Source organism: Pseudomonas sp. CNPSo 3701 (genome assembly GCF_028674975.1).
Taxonomy (GTDB): domain Bacteria; phylum Pseudomonadota; class Gammaproteobacteria; order Pseudomonadales; family Pseudomonadaceae; genus Aquipseudomonas; species Aquipseudomonas straminea.
Window position 1 is genome coordinate 130,880 of record NZ_JAQZSI010000004.1, and the last position, 20,320, is coordinate 151,199.

At 64.7% G+C, this 20,320-nt stretch carries 15 protein-coding genes; 12 read left to right on the forward strand and 3 right to left on the reverse strand.

The window, feature by feature from the left end:
* Positions 1-413: 413 nt before the first annotated feature.
* A complete protein-coding gene (gene rmf, locus PVA39_RS12970; RefSeq protein ID WP_013790957.1) occupies positions 414-629 on the forward strand; it encodes a ribosome modulation factor in 216 nt (71 codons plus the stop codon).
* A gap of 96 nt (positions 630-725) precedes the next feature.
* Here rmf and PVA39_RS12975 read toward each other — a convergent pair whose 3' ends face one another.
* Positions 726-1,748 (reverse strand): quinone-dependent dihydroorotate dehydrogenase, encoded by a 1,023-nt coding sequence (locus tag PVA39_RS12975; RefSeq protein WP_274124400.1) that lies wholly within the window; start codon positions 1,746-1,748, stop codon positions 726-728.
* 318 nt (positions 1,749-2,066) lie between these two features.
* Positions 2,067-2,288 carry a DUF2835 domain-containing protein gene (locus PVA39_RS12980; RefSeq protein ID WP_274124401.1) on the reverse strand — a complete coding sequence of 74 codons (222 nt, stop codon included), beginning with the start codon at positions 2,286-2,288 and terminating at the stop codon, positions 2,067-2,069.
* A 166-nt stretch (positions 2,289-2,454) separates the two neighbouring features.
* On the opposite strand from PVA39_RS12980, the gene PVA39_RS12985 reads away from it, so the two are divergent.
* The 3 genes from PVA39_RS12985 (at position 2,455) to PVA39_RS12995 (ending at position 5,355) form a co-directional block, all read left to right on the forward strand.
* The gene (locus PVA39_RS12985; RefSeq protein WP_093503304.1) at positions 2,455-3,318 is read left to right on the forward strand and encodes a DUF6685 family protein; all 864 of its coding nucleotides are present in this window, start codon (positions 2,455-2,457) and stop codon (positions 3,316-3,318) included.
* Between the two features lie 84 nt (positions 3,319-3,402).
* Complete coding sequence (locus PVA39_RS12990; protein ID WP_274124402.1) at positions 3,403-4,425, forward strand: alpha/beta fold hydrolase; 1,023 nt, start codon at positions 3,403-3,405, stop codon at positions 4,423-4,425.
* Between the two features lie 168 nt (positions 4,426-4,593).
* Complete coding sequence (locus PVA39_RS12995; RefSeq protein WP_274124403.1) at positions 4,594-5,355, forward strand: COG4705 family protein; 762 nt, start codon at positions 4,594-4,596, stop codon at positions 5,353-5,355.
* Positions 5,356-5,418: 63 nt separating this feature from the next.
* Here the strand turns inward: PVA39_RS12995 and PVA39_RS13000 are convergent, their stop codons facing one another.
* Complete coding sequence (locus tag PVA39_RS13000; protein ID WP_274124404.1) at positions 5,419-10,287, reverse strand: NAD-glutamate dehydrogenase; 4,869 nt, start codon at positions 10,285-10,287, stop codon at positions 5,419-5,421.
* A 279-nt stretch (positions 10,288-10,566) separates the two neighbouring features.
* Here PVA39_RS13000 and PVA39_RS13005 point away from each other — a divergent pair, with 279 nt between their 5' ends.
* From PVA39_RS13005 to PVA39_RS13040, 8 genes are all read left to right on the forward strand, one after another.
* Positions 10,567-12,450: a methyl-accepting chemotaxis protein gene (locus tag PVA39_RS13005; protein WP_274124405.1), complete on the forward strand. Its 1,884-nt coding sequence runs from the start codon at positions 10,567-10,569 to the stop codon at positions 12,448-12,450.
* 149 nt (positions 12,451-12,599) lie between these two features.
* Positions 12,600-13,559, forward strand: coding sequence for an AAA family ATPase (locus PVA39_RS13010; RefSeq protein WP_013790950.1), 960 nt, complete (start codon positions 12,600-12,602; stop codon positions 13,557-13,559).
* Positions 13,559-14,512 (forward strand): DUF58 domain-containing protein, encoded by a 954-nt coding sequence (locus tag PVA39_RS13015; RefSeq protein WP_274124406.1) that lies wholly within the window; start codon positions 13,559-13,561, stop codon positions 14,510-14,512. The genes PVA39_RS13010 and PVA39_RS13015 overlap by 1 nt, the downstream gene beginning before the upstream one ends.
* Positions 14,509-15,003: a DUF4381 domain-containing protein gene (locus tag PVA39_RS13020; protein WP_274124407.1), complete on the forward strand. Its 495-nt coding sequence runs from the start codon at positions 14,509-14,511 to the stop codon at positions 15,001-15,003. Before PVA39_RS13015 ends, PVA39_RS13020 begins: the two co-directional genes overlap by 4 nt.
* Complete coding sequence (locus PVA39_RS13025; RefSeq protein ID WP_274124408.1) at positions 14,996-16,027, forward strand: vWA domain-containing protein; 1,032 nt, start codon at positions 14,996-14,998, stop codon at positions 16,025-16,027. Before PVA39_RS13020 ends, PVA39_RS13025 begins: the two co-directional genes overlap by 8 nt.
* Positions 16,024-17,775 (forward strand): VWA domain-containing protein, encoded by a 1,752-nt coding sequence (locus PVA39_RS13030; protein ID WP_274124409.1) that lies wholly within the window; start codon positions 16,024-16,026, stop codon positions 17,773-17,775. Before PVA39_RS13025 ends, PVA39_RS13030 begins: the two co-directional genes overlap by 4 nt.
* The gene (locus PVA39_RS13035) at positions 17,772-19,412 is read left to right on the forward strand and encodes a BatD family protein (protein WP_274124410.1); all 1,641 of its coding nucleotides are present in this window, start codon (positions 17,772-17,774) and stop codon (positions 19,410-19,412) included. The genes PVA39_RS13030 and PVA39_RS13035 overlap by 4 nt, the downstream gene beginning before the upstream one ends.
* Positions 19,413-19,423: 11 nt before the next feature.
* Complete coding sequence (locus tag PVA39_RS13040; RefSeq protein WP_274124411.1) at positions 19,424-20,242, forward strand: AraC family transcriptional regulator; 819 nt, start codon at positions 19,424-19,426, stop codon at positions 20,240-20,242.
* The last annotated feature ends 78 nt before the right edge of the window (positions 20,243-20,320 follow it).

Consider the following 20,320-nt stretch of genomic DNA (forward strand, 5'->3'; position numbering starts at 1 on the left):
GCCCGAAGGCGGTAATGGGTTGGCCCAACGGTGGGCGCAACCAAAAATAAGTGACAAGAAGTCGCAATGCGACCCTTCGTCCGAATAAATTGCAGCTGCAATCGATAGCCATTCACGATGGCAAATCACCAGCAGATTTAACGAGACCCAGTAACTGCGCGGGTTTGCACGGCCACTTTGGCTGTCGCCAATTCACCTTATGGCCTCACCCTCAAAAGCGTTACGTCCTTATGACAAATCGATCATTCACAGCGCCCCGTGCATTCGATAGAAATCTACCCAGGCCGTCGTCGCAACGACGATGGCACATGGAGGCTCGCGACGCCGGCAGCGGACTCCAACGGCAGACCTTCTGCCTGACCTCCTGGAGGTCAACGGGACATAAAACAGTCAACAAGTGAGGGCAACACCCTATGAGAAGACTTAAGCGTGATCCGTTAGAAAAAGCATTTTTGCGCGGCTATCAGTACGGTATCAGTGGTAAATCCCGCGAGCTGTGTCCTTTCACTCTTCCGTCCGTGCGTCAAGCCTGGCTCAATGGCTGGCGTGAAGGCCGCGGTGACAACTGGGACGGTTTGACCGGCGCTGCCGGTATTCATCGACTCAACGAACTTCGCGCAGTCGGCTAACGCCAGGGACCTACCGACTTCACCAAGCACGCTCCATCCGAGCGGCGGGCGCAAGCCCAGGGGCTCCCCAAGGGAGCCCTTTTTATTACCTGCGATTCAACGCCGCGCCGCGGCGATGGCGTCCACCGCCTCGCGAATCAGCGCAGGTCCTTTATAGATGAAGCCCGAATAGATCTGCACCAGGCTCGCGCCTGCGGCGATCTTCTCCGCCGCATGCCGGCCCTCCGTGATGCCACCAGCGGCGATGATCGGCAACCGACCGCCCAGCTCGCCGGCCAGCACGCTGACCGTGTGGGTGCTTTTGTCGCGCACCGGCGCGCCGGACAGCCCACCGGCTTCGTTGGCGAATGCCAGGTTCTCGACGCCCTCACGGCTCAGCGTGGTGTTGGTGGCGATCACCGCATCCATACCGCTTTCCAGCAGCGCCGCAGCGACCTGCACGGTTTCTTCATCGGTCATGTCCGGGGCGATCTTGATCGCCAGCGGCACGCGGCGGCCATGGCTGAGGGCCAGTTCGTTCTGGCGCTTGTGCAGGGCATCGAGCAACTGCTTGAGCGAGTCGCCGAACTGCAGGCTGCGCAGGCCCGGGGTATTCGGCGAGCTGACGTTGACGGTCACGTAGCTGGCGTGGGCATAGACCTTGTCCAGGCAGATCAGGTAGTCGTCCACCGCGCGCTCGACCGGCGTGTCGAAATTCTTGCCGATATTGATGCCCAGCACGCCACGGTACTTGGCCGCCTGCACGCGGGCCAGCAGGTGGTCGACACCATGGTTGTTGAAACCCATGCGATTGATGATCGCCTCGGCCTCTGGCAAGCGGAACAAACGCGGCTTGGGGTTACCCGGCTGCGGCCGAGGCGTGACGGTGCCGATCTCGACGAAGCCGAAACCCAGTTGCGCGAAGCCGTCGATGGCGTCGCCGTTCTTGTCCAGGCCGGCTGCCAGCCCCACCGGGTTGGCGAACTGCAGGCCCATGACCGTCACTGGCAGACGGCTTGGCGCCTTGGTCAGGCGACCGGCCAGGCCAAGGCGGCCAGCGGCACCGATTAGATCGATGGACAGCTCGTGAGAAGTTTCCGGGGACAGTTTGAACAGCAGCTCGCGGGCCAGGTTGTACATGGGCAGACTTAGCTCGGCAGTGGCGAAATCGAAAGGCGCGAATTATAGCCGGCCAAGCCACCCGGTAGCGAGGATTAGAGCCTGTTCACGATCTAGCGAGCTAGAGCGATACAAGAGCTAGGCGCCCCCGCAAAAACAGGCGAGGAAGCGGACTGGGCTCGCACACGAGTTTACGAGCTGTAAATGAGCATTACTCGCTTCGCTCGCCCTTCGGGCCGCGCTAAAGCGCGTTAGCCGCAAGCGGCCTTCCGCTGGGCTGGCAATCCAGCTTGTTTTTAACGCTGTAGCGCCGACGCGCAGCAGATCGTGAACAGGCTCTTAGGCTAGGCGCCGCAGGCTGAGCAACTCACCAACATCATTGAACTCCAGCTCGAAGGAACCATGGATACCGGCATGGGTCAGAAACGTCCGGAAATGATGGGCGGGAATACTGACTCGCCGCCCGTCGCGGCTCAGCGCCTGAATGCGGTTGGCCCGCCCCTGATAGATCGCCTGCACACGGTCTGCGGGTAATGCGATATCCAGTACCAGGCTTGCCATGGAGGCTCCTTGCAGATGAATGAACGGATTGTGCCATATTCGAACCTGTCGCACCGATCAGGTCCGGGCATTTCGGCCATGACCTGGACATTGTGCTGCGAGGGTCGTGCAACTCCTGGCAGGCTCTGCCACACTGCGCCTGGCACACTGACGTACGCGAGCTGCCATGAGCCTGCCTGAACAGCCCAGTCCTCTAGCCTCACGCCTGGCCGCCCTGGCTCAGCGCGTCGGCCTGCTTGGCCGCGGCTGCAAGCCCATCTTCGAGCGCGCCAGCCAGCTGCAACTGCCCTTCTCCGAAATCCCCACCTTTGGCGACAACATCTGCTGGCTGGGTGGCCCTCCCCTGCAGCGCCTCAAAGATCTACCGCGCAGCGCGCTGTCCGGTCCGGTGCAGGAAGACAAGGCCGAAGCCCACGCCGCGCTGGTCCAACTGATCGAGGTCGAACACCGCCATCTGGAGCAGTTCGACCTGCGTCTGGTCGACAGCCTGGTGCACTGCGACGGCAGTTACGGCAGCCTCGAGGACTACGCGGCCAGCGAAGCCTGCCGACAGATCCGCATCATCAGTTATCGCGATTTTCTCAAGCACCTTAGCAAGGCGCTGCCCGAGTATCCGCACCAGAGCCTCGAACTGTTCCACGCCCAGTGGCGCGGCGAGCGGTTGTTCTGGGCCGGCGAATCGCACCCTGAAGCCTTTGCCAGTGCCGTGGCCTATGCGCGATTGCGCGGCCTGGAAATCACCCTGCCGGCGCACATCACCTACTACCGCATCAGCCCCGACGGCCTGCGCGATCTGGAGCAACGCTACCATGCTCTGGCGATGCCCTGCGCGGCCTGGAGCGATGCCAGCTTCATGCAGTTGCTGATGGAGCACGAAGTGCCCTACGCACGCCTGAGCCTGTTGCGCACGCCGGGCGCGCCCGAGTTCCTGCTGCTGCCCAAGCACTCACCGCAAGCCTGCGCACTGGGCGAAGGCCTGCTGCAGGCCGGCGCACCGGACATGCTGCAGTACGTGCGCGAGCTGAGCTGATCGACAGGTTTTGTAACTTCTCGCGCGGGATGTGTGCGGCCATGGCAGGTCAGTCTTTGCTCCCTCTCTGTTTGGAGCATTACCATGCGCATTGCCCTCGCGTCTTTGCTCATCGCCGGAAGCCTGCCTGCCCTTGCTGCTGAAACACCGCGCTATGGCGCCGAGTTGCTGGGTTTCGACTACCCCCATGAAGTCAAACGCTTCAAGTTCGAGTCGCAAGGCGTATCGTTGCAGATGGCCTACATGGACGTGCGGCCCGAAAAAGCCAACGGCCGCACCATTGTGCTGATGCACGGCAAGAACTTCTGCGCCGCAACCTGGGAAGGCAGCATCAGGGCGCTGAGCGATGCCGGTTACCGCGTGGTAGCGGCGGATCAGGTCGGTTTCTGTAAATCCAGCAAGCCAGCGCATTACCAGTACAGCTTCCAGCAACTGGCCAGTAATACCCACGCGCTGCTCGAACAGATCGGCGTCGACAAGGTGACCATCATGGGCCACTCCATGGGCGGCATGCTGACCACCCGCTATGCCCTGCTCTACCCCGATCAGGTCGAGCAACTGGTGATGGTCAACCCGATCGGCCTGGAAGATTGGAAAACCCTCGGCGTGCCCTACCTGAGCGTCGATCAGTGGTACCAGCGCGAGCTGAAAACCACCGCCGAGGCCAGCCGCAACTACCAGAAGAACACCTACTACGCCGGCCAGTGGCGGCCCGAGTTCGATCGCTGGGTCGACATGCAGGCAGGTATGTTCAATGGCGACGGCAAGGAAATCGTCGCCTGGAACTCGGCGCTGACCTACGACATGGTCTACACCCAGCCCGTGGTCTACGAATTTTCCGAGCTGAAAATGCCCACACTGCTGCTGATCGGTGAGCAGGACAATACCGCCATCGGCAAGGACGCCGCGCCCGAAGCGGTGCGCAGCAAACTGGGAGATTACAAGGCTCTGGGTCCGGCCACCGCCAAGCGCATTCCAGATGCGACCCTGGTGACCTTCCCGGATCTTGGCCACTCACCGCAAATTCAAGAGCCGGAGCGTTTTCACCAGGCGCTGATCAAAGGCTTGTCCATCTCCAGCAAGTCGAGCTCCTCGAACGGCAACTGAGACCAGCCAACACGTATTCAGTACGGCTGGTACACCTCAGAATGGTCGCCGGGAATATCCGGCGACCTAAAGACTTCACGCAATTTTTATTGTTTTTTGACGCGCGCATGACTTAGCACCCAGCACAGTGGCCCCATGTCCGAATCCCTCGGACCGAGCGAGGCCGCTATGAACAAGCTCCCACAGATCACCCTGGCATTCTGGGTCATGAAGATTTGCGCCACGACCCTTGGCGAGACGGCAGGCGACCTGCTGTCCATGACGCTCAACATCGGCTATGCGCTGAGCTCCCTGCTGCTCATCAGCCTGTTCATCCTCTCCCTGCTCGGCCAGCTGAGCACCCGCCGTTACACACCAGCGCTCTACTGGACCGTCATCCTGATGACCAGCACGGCCGGCACCACCATGTCGGACTTCATGGATCGAAGCCTCGGCCTCGGCTATGCCAGTGGCTCGATGATTCTCATCGCGCTGCTGGCCAGCGTCCTGCTGGCCTGGCGCATTAGCGAAAAATCCCTGTCGGTCGAACACATCGTTTCGCGGCGTGCCGAGCTGTTCTACTGGGCGGCAATCCTAGTTTCCAACACCCTGGGCACGGCGCTGGGCGACTACCTGGCCGATGACTCGGGCCTGGGTTTCGCCGGCGGCGCCCTGCTGATCGGCAGCCTGCTGGCTGTGGTAGCAGCGGCCTACTACCGCACGCAACTGTCGCGGGTGGCGTTGTTCTGGATCGCCTTCGTGCTGACGCGCCCGTTTGGCGCCACACTCGGTGATGTGCTGACCAAAAGCACAGACAAGGGCGGGCTGGACCTCGGCACCGTGGGTTCCTCAACCGTGCTGTTCGCAACCCTGGCCGTGCTCGTGTGCTTTGCCATCTGGGCCCAACAACAGCGCTCTGCCCCCATGGCGATTCGAAACGAGCAGCGGTAAACGCCACGCACAAAAAAACGCCCCGAACCAGTCGGGGCGTTTTCATTTCAGCGCTTACTCAACTCAGCCCGGCAGAACCGGCGGCTGGCTTTGCGCCAGATCACTCAGCTCGCGATTGGCCACGGCGTACATGGCGTAATCGCTGCCCGAGGCCGACCGAAGTTCAGCGAGCATGGCCTTCCAGCGCTCGACCAGGCGGCGGTTCTGCTCCAGCCAGGCCTCGACACGCGCCTCGATCGACTCCGGCCCGTTGGCCAGTTGCAGAACGGAGACGGTGATCGCCCGCTGTTGCGCGTCCAGGTCGTCGCGGAAGGCTTCGCGGGCCAGGGCCTGCCAGTTACTTTCCACGCTCAGGCCGCTGATCTGCTGCAGGTACCACGACAGATCCAAGGCATCGGACACGGCGAAGTAGGCCGACGCCACCTCGGTCGGCTCGTAGCCGGTGAGGTCCGCCGACTCGATGATCGGCAGCAGCGTGTACAGATGACCGGTGCCAGCCACGACGCGCGACAACAGCTCCGGTACGCCGGCTTCGACGTAGGTCTGGTAACGCGCCATCCACTCGTCACGGGCCGGTCCCTCAAGCAGCTCGTCCAGGCGCATGGCCAGGGCTTTGACGCGCGGCGCCAGGTGGGCGACATCACGAGCAGCATCCAGATCGTTACGACGGCTACGCAAATACCAGCGCGTGGCACGGCGGCCCAGGCGCATCAGTTCGTCCATCATGCTCAGTTGCAGATCGGCCGGCACCTGGTTGTCCAGGGCTTCGATCTGGCGCCACCAGAACGGCAGATGGAAGACGTCGCGAACCACCACGTAGGCAGCGGCCACCTGAGCCGAACCCACACCCGTGGATTCCTTCAGGCGCTGCACGAAGGTGATGCCCATGTGGTTGACCAGGTCGTTGGCGATCTGCGTGCTGACGATCTCGCGCTTGAGGCGGTGACGACGCATGGCCTCGCCATATTCCTGGGCCAGACGCGCCGGGAAGGCGGTCTCCATCTCGCGGGACAGGTACTCGTCGTCAGCGATGTCGGACTTGATCAGTGCTTCCTGCAGCTCGATCTTGCTGTAGGAAATCAGCACCGACAGCTCGGGACGGGTCAGCCCCTGGCCCTTGGTGGCGCGCTCGTTGAGTTCTTCCTCGCTGGGCAGGAACTCCAGAGCGCGGTCCAGCTTGCCGGAGGCCTCCAGCGCCGCCATCAGGCGTTTGTACTCACCCTGACGCTCGCGAGCACGGCGCTCGGCCAGCGACAGCGCCTGGGTCTGCTTGTAGTTGTTGCCCAGCACCAGATTGCCCACGTCGTCGGTCATCTCGGCCAGCAGGGTGTTGCGCTGCTTGCCGGTCATGTCGCCGGCGGTGACGATCTCGTTGAGCAGGATCTTGATGTTCACCTCGTGGTCGGAGCAGTCCACACCACCGGCGTTGTCGATGAAGTCGGTGTTGCTGGCGCCACCATTGAGGCCGTACTCGACGCGACCCAGCTGGGTCATGCCCAGGTTGCCGCCCTCGCCCACCACCTTGGCACGCAGCTCGCGACCATCGACGCGCAGCAGGTCGTTGGCCTTGTCGCCGACGTCGGCGTGGCTCTCGCGGCTGGATTTGACGTAGGTGCCGATACCGCCGTTCCAGATCAGGTCCACCGGCGCCTTGAGCAGTGCATGGAGCAGCTCGGTGGGCGCCAGTTTGTCGGCCTGGATGTCGAAGCGTGACTTCATCTCCGGACTGATGGCGATGCTCTTGGCGCTGCGCAGGAAGATGCCGCCGCCCTGGGAAATCAGCGAAGCATCGTAGTCCGCCCAGCTCGAACGCGGCAGGTCGAACAGGCGCTTGCGCTCGGCGAAGCTGCGTGCGGCATCCGGGTTCGGGTCGATGAAGATATGCAGATGGTTGAACGCCGCCACCAGTTGCAGCGACTCGGACAGCAGCAGGCCGTTGCCGAACACGTCACCGGCCATGTCGCCGATGCCGATCACGGTGGTCAGGTCCTTCTGCACGTCGATGCCACGCTCACGGAAGTGACGCTGCACCGACACCCAGCCGCCTTTGGCGGTGATGCCCATGCCCTTGTGGTCATAACCGGCCGAGCCACCGGAGGCGAAGGCATCGCCGAGCCAGAAGCCGTATTCGTTAGCAATGCCATTGGCGATGTCGGAGAAGGTCGCGGTGCCCTTGTCGGCGGCAACGACCAGATAAGGATCATCGCCGTCATGGCGTACCACGTTGGCAGGAGGCGCGACTTCGCCTTCTTTCAGGTTGTCGGTGATGTCCAGCAGGCCGCTGATGAAGATCCGGTAGCAGGCGATGGCTTCGGCCTGGATCTCGTCACGGCCGCCACCCACTGGCAGGCGACGCGGCACGAAGCCGCCCTTTGCACCGACCGGCACGATCACCGCGTTCTTGACCTGCTGAGCCTTGACCAGGCCGAGCACTTCGGTACGGAAGTCCTCTTCGCGGTCCGACCAGCGCAGGCCGCCGCGGGCCACGTTGCCGAAACGCAGGTGCACACCCTCGACCCGCGGGGAATAAACGAAGATCTCGAACTTGGGCACCGGGCGCGGCAGTTCGGTGATCGCGCTCGGGTCGAACTTGAAGCTGAAGTAGCCCTTGTTCTCGCCCGAGGCGTCCGGCTGATAGAAGTTGGTACGCAGCGTGGCCTTGATCAGGTCCAGGTAGCGACGCAGGATGCGGTCTTCATTGAGCACCGCGACGTTGTCCAGCGCGCCGAGAATCGCCTGCTCGAGCTTGTGCTGCTTGTCGTGAAGGTCATCGGCACTGAGCTTGCGCGCCAGGTAGAAGCGGGTGCGGAACAGGCGCACCAGCTCGCGGGCGATGTCCGGGTGGTTGAGTAGCGTGTTGGCGATATACCCCAGATCGAAGCCAAGGCGGATCTGCTTCAGGTAACGCGCATAGGCACGCAGCAGCGCCACGTCGCGCCAGGCCAGGCCGGCGGTCAGCACCAGGCGGTTGAAGGCGTCGTTCTCGGCGTCGCCGTGCACGATGTGCACGAAGGCGTCCTGCAGGGTGTCGTTGAGCTGCTGGATGTCCAGCTTGAGCCCTTCGCTGTAGGTGAAGGCGAAGTCGTGAATCCAGTACTCGCGGCCGTTCTGGTGCTGCAGGCGATAGGGGAACTCGCCCAACACGCGCAGGCCGAAGTTCTCCAGCACCGGCATCACGTCCGACAGCGCCAGGGGGTTGTCGGCCTGGTAGAGCTTGCAGTGCAGCTGGCGCTCACCAGGCACCAGCGGCTGGTAGAAGCTCATCACCAGCGGGCGCTCCTCGGAGAGGCTGCGCAGGTGCTGCATGTCTACAACCGCCGAATGAGCCGGAAAGCGCTCGCGGTAACCGGCCGGGAAATGTTTAGGGTAGTCGGTGAGGATACGCGTGCCCTTGGCCTCGCCGAAATTCTCGACCACCAGCGCGGCGTATTCGTCCGTCCAGGAGCGGCAGGCCTGGACCACTTCACGCTCGAGCTGATGCGTATCGATCTCTAGCTTGTTTTTCGGATCCACCCGCAGAATGAACTGTACACGCGCCAGGACCGACTCTGAGAAGTAGGTCCAGAACTCGCAGTCGCTCGCCTGCAAGCGGTCGACCAACACCTGCTGGATGCGCAGGCGGGTTTCGGTGGAATAGATGTCACGCGGCACGTAGGCCAGCGCATAGACGAAACGGCCGTAGGGGTCGAAGCGCAGGAACAGGCGAACCTTGTTGCGCTCCTGAATCTGCACGATCGACAGCGCCGTGCTGGCCAGCTCGTCGACCGGCGTCTGGAATAGATCGTCGCGCGGCAGCACTTCGAGCACCTTGACCAATTCCTTGCTCAGGTGCCCCTGGGAGATGAAGCCGGAGCGTTTCTCGACATCGGCGACCTTGCGGCGGATGTAGGGAATCTCGCGCACGCTCTCGCTGTAGGCGGTCGAAGTGTAGATGCCGAGGAAGCGGCACTCCTTGACGACCTTGCCAGACGCGTCGATCTGGCGGATGGACACGAAGTCCGGATAGGCCGGGCGATGCACACGGCTGGGCTGCGCGGCTTTGGCGAAGGACAGTAGGGTCGGCTCGCGCAGGTAGGCAAGCGCATAGGGCTCGATGTGCAGTTCTTCCTGGCTCAGGCCGCTGCGCAGGCGCCGGGACAGGCCCAGCAGCGAGCTCTCGTCGTACTGCAGGTAACCGCCATCAGCGGCATCATGCACGGTGAACTCTTCGTAGCCCAGGAAGGTGAAGTGGTTGTCCTGCAGCCAGGCGAGAAACACCTTGATCTCGTCCAACTCGGCCGGATCGGTGGCGCCGTGGCCGAAGCTGCCGTCGCCGAGTTTGCCCAACAGTTCCTGGGCCTTGGCCTTCATCGGCTGGAAGTCGGCCACGCTCAGGCGTACTTCCTCGAGCACCTCGAGCAGGGTCTTCTGCAGGGATTTGATCTCGACGTTGCTGGAGCAACGGTTGATCTCCAGGAACATCAGCGACTCGAGGCTGACATCCGGGCCGGTGCTGCCCTTGGGCAGCAGTTCGATGAGCGCGCCTTGGGCGTCACGGCGCACGCTGAGCACGCTGTTCTGCAGGGTATGAATGCTGTGGCCGCGGCGTTTGAGTTCGATACGTACGGAGTCGACCAGGAACGGGATATCCGGGTGCAGCACCTCGATGCCGGTGTGGGTGCTCTGCCAGCCATGCTTCTCATAATCAGGGTTGAAGACGCGAACCTGCGGCTGAGCGGGATCGAACTGGGCCAGCAGGCGCCAGGCCGAAAGGGTGCAACCAACCAGGTCTGACAGTCGCCGCTGAGTCAGTTCTTCGAGTGCAATGATGCCGAAGAACTGTTCAGCGAACAGGGCCACTTGTGGCAGGTCCTGCTCGCTGACGTGCTGCGCCAGGGCCGCTTGCAGTTGATGCTGGAAGTCGGCTTTGCTGGCCGCGGTGAAGAACGCCATGCTTGTACTCCGTCTGTAGGCTTGGTAGGTGCGATTGTTGTTTCCGTACGTAGTTCAACCTTAGACCGGCTACCTGCAAACGCTACCCGATGCATAAATGACGCGCCGGTCACAGGCGCCGCATGAGCTTAACGAGGCGACAGCGATGCACGCTTGCGGTGCAGCGACATTTTCGTTCAACGACCTCGCCCCTCAACAGATGTCATACAACCGCTTGCACTGTACTGGCACAACGCCTAAAGTCTGACGTCAATAAAAACAATGCCAACGGACTGTCCAATGCGCCTTTCTCTCTCGTGGAAGCAGAAGTTTCGCCTGCTGATCCTCATAACCCTGGTCAGCCTGGCTTTGTTGACCATCGCCTCGTTCTGGGCAAGCCAGCGGCTCAACGCTTCGCTGCAGGCACGTGAGGAAGCGGCCGCCTACGTCAATGCCAGCACCACGGTGATGAACCAGTGGTGGCGTAGTAACGCGCTGCGTCAGCAGCTGACGCCCGATAACCAAACGGCCTTCGCAGCCGGTCTGGATGAACTGCAGTCACTAGCTGACGACCTGCCTGCCCAGGCCCAGGCGCTCGGTGATGCCCACACAGTGGAATACGCCCAGCAGATTCAGGCCGTGCTGCAGCAGGAAGTGGCTCAGCAGCGCCGCCTGCTGAGCCTCAACCAGACCCTTGGCCTGACGCCCTTCGAAGGGCAGCGCAAGGCCATGAGCGAAAAGAGCAAGGCCCTGGAAGCGACCAGCTTCGACATGATCAAGGCAGCTGTCGGCAGCGCCCTGAGCAGCCAGCGCGATTACCTGGCCAGCGGCGACCCGGTGTTCGCGGAAATGACCCACACGGCGATCAAGAAGCTGCAAGCGCAGATCGACGACCTGGAATGGGGTAACACACCGGTCGGCAAAACCGTGACCGCGTTCAGCCAGGCCTTCACCGATACTCAAAAAACCATCGAGCAGCTCGGCGCCACCAACGAGCAACTGAGCCAGCTCGGCGATCAGCTGCAGGCCCGCGTCAAGGCGCAGACCGAGGATCTGCAGAACGGCCTGCTCCTGCAGCGCGCGCAGGACGCCAAGCAGGCCCGTTTGTCCTCGCTCTGGCTGATGGGGCTAAGCTTCGCCGGTGTCGCCGCCCTGCTCTCGCTGACCCTGCTGCAAGCCTCCCGCACCCTGGTCAAGCGCCTGGAGAATGTTACCCGACTGCTCAGCCAGGTGGCCTCGGGCGATCTCACCTGCACCCTGCCGGTCGGCAACAACAGCAAGGATGAATTCAATCAGTTGGCCAACGCCGCCAACAGCATGATCCGTGATATCGGCCGCATCGTTGCCCAGGTGATGCAGGCCAATGGCGAACTCAACCGCCTGCATGCCCATCTGGACGATTCCATGCGCCAGCTCGGCGACAACAGCACCCAGGTGGAAATGCAGACCGAGCAGGCCGCCGCGGCGTCCCAGCAGATCAGCGCCACGCTCAATGACATGGCGCAACGCACCGCCGACGTCGGCAACGCCACGCACAGCGCCTACGACGCGGCGCGCAATGGTGGCAACGTGATCAGCGCCAGCGCCGAGAGCATGAACCAGCTGGCCCAGCTGATTCAGAACACCCACGCCCAGGTCAGCGCCCTCACCCAGTCCAGCGGCAAGGTAACCAGCATCATCGGTGTGATCAACGGCCTGGCCGACCAGACCAACCTGCTGGCCCTAAATGCTGCCATCGAGGCCGCTCGAGCCGGCGAGGCAGGCCGCGGCTTCTCGGTGGTGGCCGACGAAGTTCGCTCCCTGGCGCAGAAGACCATGTCGGCGACCACCGACATTGCAGCCATCGTCAACGAACTGCGCCAGCAGACGCAGCAGATGGATCAGCTGATGACCAGCGGCCTGAGCTTGGCCGAAGCCGGCCAGCGCAGTTCGGGCGAAGTGGCCAGCGCCATCGAGGGCATCACCGACTCCATGGAGCAGCTCAACGAGCAGATGAGCCAGGTGGTGGTCGCCATCGAACAGGTATCCGGCAGCACCGAGGAAATCGCAACCAAGGTCGAGGACATCAACCTGCATACCGGCCAGACCAAGATGCTGCGCATGAGCCTGGACGAGCACACCCAGGGTCTGTCCCGCCAGGTCGAGGCGCTCAACCACAGCGCCAACCAGTTCCGCATCGCCTGACCCCAAGCCAGCCGCGCTTCAGCGTGCTGCGGCTGGCAACATGGTCATAGGCCGTGCAGGCTCGCATGGCTTACGCCCTGGCCTTCGATTATCATGGGCGGCCCTGACGAGCGGGGTTCGTCGCTCGCGATTCGCATCTGGACAGCCCCATGGAACACAGAGACGCGCTGCTCGCTCTTCGCCACTTTCTCGCCAGCCAGATCCTCGGTCAGGAAAAGCTCATCGATCGCCTGCTGATCGCCCTGCTCGCCGACGGCCACATGCTGGTCGAAGGCGCTCCCGGCCTGGCCAAGACCAAGGCGATCAAGGAACTGGCCGAAGGCATCGAAGCCGAATTCCACCGCATCCAGTTCACCCCCGACCTGCTACCCGCCGACATCACCGGCACCGAGATCTATCGCCCGGAAACCGGCAGTTTCGTGTTCCAGCAAGGGCCGATCTTCCATAACCTGGTACTCGCCGACGAGATCAACCGCGCGCCAGCCAAGGTGCAGTCGGCACTGCTCGAAGCCATGGCCGAGCGCCAGGTATCGGTGGGCCGCAGCACCTACGACCTGTCGCCGCTGTTCCTGGTGATGGCCACCCAGAACCCCATCGAGCAGGAAGGCACCTACCCGCTCCCCGAAGCCCAGCTCGACCGTTTCCTGATGCACGTGAAGATCGGTTTCCCCGACGCCAGCGTGGAGCGCAAGATCCTCGCCCAGGCACGCGGCGAAGCGCTGCACGGCGAAACCAAACCCGATCACCGCCTCAGCCAGCAGGCGATCTTCTCCGCCCGCAAGGAAATCCTCGGCCTCTACATGGCCGATGCGGTGGAGGAATACCTGGTGCAACTGGTGATGGCCTCGCGCACCCCCGGCAAGTTCGACGCCGAGCTGGCCGAATGGATCGCCCACGGCTCCAGCCCGCGCGGCTCCATCGCCCTGGACCGCTGTGCGCGGGCCCACGCCTGGCTGGCTGGCCGCGATTTCGTCAGCCCCGAGGACATCCAGGCCGTGCTGTTCGATGTATTGCGCCACCGCATCATCCTGTCGTTCGAAGCCGAGGCCTCGGGCATCGACCAGGACCGCGTGGTCCAGCGCATCCTCGACGTAGTCGCGGTGGCCTGATGCTTTCGCATGCGGATAACCCTGAGCTACAGGCGGGCATCCGTACCGATCTCCAGCAACTGATCGACATGCGCCACCGGGTGCGCGAGGTGCAGCTGTTTTCCACGCCGGGCCGGCGCAGCCCGCTGATCGGCCTGCACCACTCCAAGCTGCGTGGCCGCGGTGTCGACTTCGACCAGGTACGCGTCTACCAGCCGGGTGACGACGTGCGCACCATCGACTGGCGCGTCACCGCACGCACCCAGGAGCCGCACACCAAACTGTTCCACGAAGAGCGCGAGCGGCCCATCTACCTGCTCGTCGAGCAGAGCCGCCAGCTGTTCTTCGGCTCGGGCCTGATGTTCAAGTCGGTGCTCGCCGCCCGCGCGGCCGGGCTGATCGGCTGGGCCGCCCTGGGTCACAACGACCGCATCGGCGGGCTGGTGTTCGGCGGCCAGGACCACCACGAAATCAAACCGCGGCGCAGCAAGCAAAGCCTGCTGCAGTTGCTCAGCCGCCTGGCCCGCGCCAACCAGGCGCTGTCCGCCGACACGCCGCTGGTGCGCGACAGCTTCGGCCAGGCCCTGCGCCGTGCCCGGGAAGTGCTGCGCCCCGGCAGCCTGGTGGTGATCCTCTGCGACGAACGCACCCTGGGCGACAGCAGCGAACAGCAACTGATGCTCTTGGCCCGCCATACCGACCTGCTGCTGCTGCCGGTCTCCGACCCGCTCGATCACGCCCTGCCCGCTTCCGGCCTGCTGCGCTTCGGCGAAGGCGACGCCCAGCTGGATGTGGATACCGAAGACGCCAACCTGCAATACAGCTACCGCGACCAGGCCCAGGCGCGCCGCGCCCGCTGGCAGCGCCTGGCCAACAAGCTCGGCGTGCCGCTGCTGTCGCTGTCCACCGGCCAGGAACTGGTCGAGCAGCTGCACGAGCACCTCAACAACCTGCGCCCGGGCAGGTCCGCATGAACCCGCTGGACCAGCTCGAACCGCTGATGGCCCCGGCCGCCATCAGCTGGTGGCCACCGGCACCCGGCTGGTGGCTGCTCGCCGTGCTGTTGCCCGTGCTGCTGTGGGCCGCCTGGCGTCTGGCGCCGCGGTTGCCGCGGCCACGCCGCAAGCAAGCTGTCGAACAGCCTTTGGATCCGATGCGTGAGGCAGCCCTGCAGGAGCTGCAACGCCTGAGCAAACCCTATGACGGCGCCCCTGCCGGCCCCTGGCTGCAACAGCTCAACGGGCTGCTCAAGCGTTTGTGCCGCGAGCGTTACCCGGACAGCCACAGCCATACCCTGAGCAGCCGCGCTTGGCTGGCGTTTCTCGATAACCGTTGCCCCGCCGCCGGCCTGACGCGCTGGATGATCCTCGTCGAGGGCGCCTACAAGCCGCATTGCACCCTGGATGACAAGGCCATCGAGGGCCTGCACCAGGCGGTCGCCACCTGGATCCGCAAGCATGTTTGAGTTCGCCTGGCCGTGGCTCTTCCTACTCGCGCCGCTGCCCTGGCTGCTGCGCCTGTGGCTGCCGGCCGCCGACAGCGGCGAATCGGCGCTGCAGGTGAGTTTTCTTGGCGAACTGGAAAATCTCTCCGGCCGCCGCGCCCGCCTGCAGCTGCCGCCCTGGAAGAAACAGGTGCACTTCGCCCTGCTCTGGTTGCTCCTGCTGATCGCCGCCGCCCGTCCCGAATGGGTCGGCGAGCCCCTGCCACTGCCGGCCAGTGGCCGCGACCTGCTGATCGCCGTGGACGTGTCCGGCTCCATGGATTACGCCGACATGCGCCTGGGCGAAGAGGACGTCAGCCGCCTGACGCTGGTCAAGCAGCTGATCGGCGAGTTCATCGACGGCCGCACCGGCGACCGTGTCGGACTGATCTTGTTCGGAAGCCAGGCTTACCTGCAGGCGCCGCTGACCTTCGACCGGCAGACCGTGCGCACCTGGCTCGACGAGGCGGTGATCGGCATCGCCGGGCAGAACACCGCCCTCGGCGACGCCATCGGCCTGGCGGTCAAACGCCTGCGTCAGCGCCCCGCCGACAGCCGCGTACTGGTGCTGATCACCGACGGCGCCAACAATGGCGGGCAGATCGAACCGATGACCGCCGCCCGCCTGGCCGCCGAGGAAGGCGTGACCATCTACCCCATCGGCATCGGCTCCGACCCGCAGCAGGGTGGCAACTTCGCTGCCTTCGGCATGAACCCCAGCCTGGATCTGGACGAACCGAGCCTGCGCGCCATCGCCGAGCTGACCGGCGGCGAATACTTCCGCGCCCGTGATCAGCGCGAGCTGCAGCACATCGAAGCGACCCTCGACCGCCTGGAGCCGGTGGCCCAGCAACCGACCCTGGCGCGCCCGGCCCAGGCTCTGTACGCCTGGCCGCTGGCCGCCGCGCTGCTACTGAGCCTGCTGCTGGTGGTCCGCAGCCTGTGGCCGCAGCTACGCCAGCAGGCCCTGAGTGCCGCGCAACGTGTGGGGCGCAAGACGCCATGAGCGACTATCTGCCCCACCTGTTGCGCCCCTGGTGGCTGCTGGCGTTGCCCGTGCTGGCCTGGCTGCTGTGGTTGCTGGCGCACCGGGAAACCCGCAGCGGCCGCTGGCAGGCCCTGCTGCCGCCGGCCTTTCACGCTGCCCTGCTGCGCGGCGGCCGCGGCCGGCGCAGCCGCCTGCCGCTGATCATTCTGGCACTGGCCTGGCTGCTGACCACCCTGGCGCTGGTCGGCCCGAGTTGGCAGCGCATCGAACAGAACGACGCCAAGCCGGCCGACCCGCTGGTGGTGATGCTCGAGCTGACCCCGCAGATGCTCGCCGGCGACGCCTCGCCCAACCGCCTGGCCCAGGCCCGTCGCAAGTTGCTCGACCTGCTGAAGGCGCGCGGTGACGCGCAGACCGCCATCGTGGTATACGCCGGCAGCGCCCACACCCTGGTGCCGCTGTCCGATGACCTAGGCACCAGCCGCAACCTGCTCGAAGCCCTCAAACCGTCGATCATGCCCGAGCCCGGCAAGCGCGCCGACCTGGCAGTGGCAAGGGCGCTAGAGCTGCTCAAGAACGGCGCCCAGGGCCAGGGCCGCCTGCTGCTGATCACCAGCGGCCTGGACGAAGGCGAATTCAGCGCCATCGCCAAACTGCTCGGCAGCCGCGGCAAAAATCTACGCATTCTCGGCGTGGGTAGTAGCGAAGGTGCGCCGATCGTGCAGGAAGACGGCACCTTCATGAAGGACGAGCGAGGCGCCATCCTTATTCCGCGCCTGGATGTCAGCGGGTTGCGGCAGTTCGCGGCGAGCGTCAAAGGCCAGTACCGCAGCATTAGCCTCGATGACCGCGACCTGCGCAGCCTTGGCCTGCTCGACGGCCCCAAGGCGCTGCGTGACAACGGCCACAAGACCCAACTGCGCAGCTGGGCCGACCAGGGTTACTGGCTGCTATTGCCGCTGTTGCTGCTGGCCGCCTGCGCCGGCCGCCGCGGTTGGCTGCTGTGCCTGCCGCTGCTGTTGCTCGGCACTCCGCAAACCGGCATGGCCATGAGCTTCGACGACCTCTGGCTGCGCGCCGACCAGCAAGGCCAGCGCCTGCTCGAAGCGGGCCGCCCGAAGGAAGCTGCCGAGCGCTTCGAGGACTCGCACTGGCGCGGCATGGCGCTCTACCAGGCTGGCGATTACGCAGCGGCCGCCGAACAGTTCGCCAAGGACGACAGCGCGCCATCGCTCTATAACCGCGGCAACGCCCTGGCGCGCAGCAACGAGCTGGAAGCGGCCATCGACGCCTACGACCGCGCCCTGGAAATCGACCCGCAGCTGCAACAGGCCGCGAAGAACAAGGCGCTGGTCGAGGAACTGCTGCGCCAGCGCCAGGCGCAGGCCGAGCAGCTGGACGAAGGCGAAGAGCCGCAACCCGAAGACAAGCCCGACGAGCAGCAGCCCCAGGGCCAATCCTCGGCCGCCAGCGACGATGAACAGCAGCAAGGCCAGGGCCAGCCATCCACCGCCCAGGATCAGCACCCCCCTGAGCAGGAACAGCCACAATCGAATCCGACCGGGGAAAGTGAACCGGCGGACAAGCCCGAAGCAGCGCAAACTGCGCCAGCCGACAAACAGGCGCCCGAAGCCGACGCGCCCCTCGATGGCGAGCGGCGCCAGGCTCTGGAACAATGGCTGCGGCAGATTCCCGATGACCCGGGCGAATTGCTGCGCCGCAAATTCTGGTACGAACAGCAACAGCGTCAGGAACAAGCCCGATGACCCGCCTGCTCTGCACCCTGCTCTTCTGTTTGCTGGCATGGCAGGCCAGCGCGCAGGACTTTACCGCCAGCGTCGACCGCAGCCGGCTGAACCTGGGCGAGAGCCTCGACCTGACCCTCGAATCGACGGACGCCACCGAATTCGGCAAACCCGACCTGACGCCCCTCAACGAGCTGTTCGATGTGCTCGGCACCCGCCAGGTCAATCGCCTGACCAGCCTGGAAGGCCAGGCGCGCGCCAGTACCCGCTGGATCGTCACGCTCAAACCGCGCCACAGCGGCTTCGTGGTGATTCCGCCGCTGCGCCTGGGCGACGCCCAGAGCCAGCCGGTCAGCCTGCATGTGGTAGAGGCCACCAGCCAGAACAGCGACGAGCAGATGGCGCCGATATTCATCGACGCCAGCCTGGATCACGAGAGCGTCTACGTGCAGGCGCAGAGCGTGCTGACCCTGCGCATCTACCACTCGGTGTCGCTGTACGACGACAGCAGCCTGACGCAGCTGGAAATACCCGATGCGCGGGTCGAATCCCTCGGCGAGCCGCGTACCTACGAGCAGGACATCGGCGGCGTGCGCCACGGCGTGATCGAGCTGCGCTACGCCATCTTCCCGCAGAAGAGCGGCCAGCTGACCATCCCCAGCCAGGTGTTCAGCGCTACCCTCGCCGACCGCAGCAGCCGCAACGGCTACGCGCCGTTCGGCCCGCGCCCGGGCAAGGTCACTCGCGTGCGCTCCCCGGAGATCCCGCTGACGGTCAAGGCCAAGCCCGCCGACTACCCGGCCGATGCACCCTGGCTGCCGGCCCGTGCCCTGAGCCTGGCCGAGGCCTGGAGCCCGGAGCCGGGCGAGATCAAGGTCGGTGATTCGTTGACCCGCAACCTGATGCTCAAGGCCGACGGCCTGTCCAGCGCCCAGCTGCCGCCGTTGCCGGCCACCGATGTGGAAGGCCTGCGCCGTTACCCTGATCAGCCGCAGCTAACCAACGAGAGCAGCGAGCGCGGCGTTATCGGCAGCCGCGAAGAGCGCGAGGCGCTGGTCGCCAGCAAAGCCGGCACTCTGGAGCTGCCGGCGGTGGACGTGGTGTGGTGGAACACCCACGAGGATCGCCTGGAGCACAGCAGTTTGCCGGCGCGCACCCTGAAAGTGGCCGCCGACCCGGCACTGAGCGTCGAGCAGCCGGTGGAAACCCGCCCGCGCGAGGGCGCCGCCAGCGACGTATTGCTGTGGCCCTGGCAGCTGAGCACCGTGCTGTTGGCGCTGACCACCCTGCTCGGCTTCGGCCTCTGGTGGCACGCGCGCAGCCAGCCGGCCGTGCAACGCAGCGCCCAAGTCGGCCCCAGCCCGCGCACCCTGCTTGACGACCTCAAGCGCGCCTGCCTGGCCAACGACAGCCAGGCCACCCGCCAGGCCCTCGACGCCTGGGCGCGCCAGCAACCGGAAACCCTGGCCGACATGGCCGCGCGCTTCGCGCCGCTGTCCGAAGCCCTGGACGGCCTTAACGGCGCGCTGTACAGCGAAGCCGGCCAGCATTGGCAAGGCAAACAGCTGTGGCAGGCCATCGGCGAACTGCCGGCGGCGGAGAAAACCCAGGACAACGGCCAGGACGGCGGCCAGCTGCCGCCGCTCTACCCGCGCTGAACGGAGACTGCATGGACGCTCGCCCCGCTTGCCCCCAGTTCTGGCGCGACGCCGCCCTGCCCTTTATCGAGCTGCGCTCCATCGAGGATGGCCGCCAGGTCTGCTACGGGCGGCACAGCCACGCGTTCTTTTCCATCGGCGCGATCACCAGCGGCCAGAGCACCTATAGCAACCGCGAGGTGGATCGCCAGGTCAGCCAGGGCACGGTGGTGCTGATGAACCCGGGCGATGTGCACGCCTGCAACCCCATCGACGGCGAGCCCTGGTCGTACCTGATGTGCTACGTCGATCCGCAGTGGCTGGGCGAGTTGCAGCATGCCCAGGGCTTTACCGACACGCCCACGTTCCAGCGCTTCGCCTCCATCGCCAGCGACGATGCCGAGCTGTATCAGGGCCTGCTGGCATTGCGGAGTGGCCTGCTCGACCCATTGCTCAGCACCGCCAAGAAGCGCGCCGAGGCCGAGGCATTCTTTGGTCTGACGCTGCAGTGGCTGGTACTCGAAGGCGACCGTGACGACAGCCTGAATCCGCGCCTGGAAATCGCCGCCGAACTGATCCAGCAGCACTGCGGCGAGCCACTACGCCTCGATACCCTGTGCGACGCGGCGCAGCTTTCGCCATCGCAATTGATTCGCGGCTTCAAGCAACGCTACGGCATGACGCCCCACGCCTACCTGCTCAACCGCCGCATCCAGTTCGCCCACGCGCGCCTGAAAAGCGGCGCGGCCCTGGCCGAAGTCGCCCAGGAAGCCGGCTTCGCCGACCAGGCGCACTTCCAACGCACCTTCAAACAGCTCCTCGGCGCCACGCCCGGCCAATACCGCGGCTAGCTAGATCCGACGGTGTAGCCTGGCTTGAGCGTAGCGATACCCAGCTCGTAGGGCGGACTCAGGAGCGAAGCGAACAGT

Excerpts from the sequence above, each read along its gene's own strand:
- rmf (WP_013790957.1), top strand. The coding sequence starts at position 414 with ATGAGAAGACTTAAGCGTGATCCGTTAGAAAAAGCATTTTTGCGCGGC.
- PVA39_RS12975 (WP_274124400.1), bottom strand. The coding sequence starts at position 1,748 with ATGTACAACCTGGCCCGCGAGCTGCTGTTCAAACTGTCCCCGGAAACT.
- PVA39_RS12980 (WP_274124401.1), bottom strand. The coding sequence starts at position 2,288 with ATGGCAAGCCTGGTACTGGATATCGCATTACCCGCAGACCGTGTGCAG.
- PVA39_RS12985 (WP_093503304.1), top strand. The coding sequence starts at position 2,455 with ATGAGCCTGCCTGAACAGCCCAGTCCTCTAGCCTCACGCCTGGCCGCC.
- PVA39_RS12990 (WP_274124402.1), top strand. The coding sequence starts at position 3,403 with ATGCGCATTGCCCTCGCGTCTTTGCTCATCGCCGGAAGCCTGCCTGCC.
- PVA39_RS12995 (WP_274124403.1), top strand. The coding sequence starts at position 4,594 with ATGAACAAGCTCCCACAGATCACCCTGGCATTCTGGGTCATGAAGATT.
- PVA39_RS13000 (WP_274124404.1), bottom strand. The coding sequence starts at position 10,287 with ATGGCGTTCTTCACCGCGGCCAGCAAAGCCGACTTCCAGCATCAACTG.
- PVA39_RS13005 (WP_274124405.1), top strand. The coding sequence starts at position 10,567 with ATGCGCCTTTCTCTCTCGTGGAAGCAGAAGTTTCGCCTGCTGATCCTC.
- PVA39_RS13010 (WP_013790950.1), top strand. The coding sequence starts at position 12,600 with ATGGAACACAGAGACGCGCTGCTCGCTCTTCGCCACTTTCTCGCCAGC.
- PVA39_RS13015 (WP_274124406.1), top strand. The coding sequence starts at position 13,559 with ATGCTTTCGCATGCGGATAACCCTGAGCTACAGGCGGGCATCCGTACC.
- PVA39_RS13020 (WP_274124407.1), top strand. The coding sequence starts at position 14,509 with ATGAACCCGCTGGACCAGCTCGAACCGCTGATGGCCCCGGCCGCCATC.
- PVA39_RS13025 (WP_274124408.1), top strand. The coding sequence starts at position 14,996 with ATGTTTGAGTTCGCCTGGCCGTGGCTCTTCCTACTCGCGCCGCTGCCC.
- PVA39_RS13030 (WP_274124409.1), top strand. The coding sequence starts at position 16,024 with ATGAGCGACTATCTGCCCCACCTGTTGCGCCCCTGGTGGCTGCTGGCG.
- PVA39_RS13035 (WP_274124410.1), top strand. The coding sequence starts at position 17,772 with ATGACCCGCCTGCTCTGCACCCTGCTCTTCTGTTTGCTGGCATGGCAG.
- PVA39_RS13040 (WP_274124411.1), top strand. The coding sequence starts at position 19,424 with ATGGACGCTCGCCCCGCTTGCCCCCAGTTCTGGCGCGACGCCGCCCTG.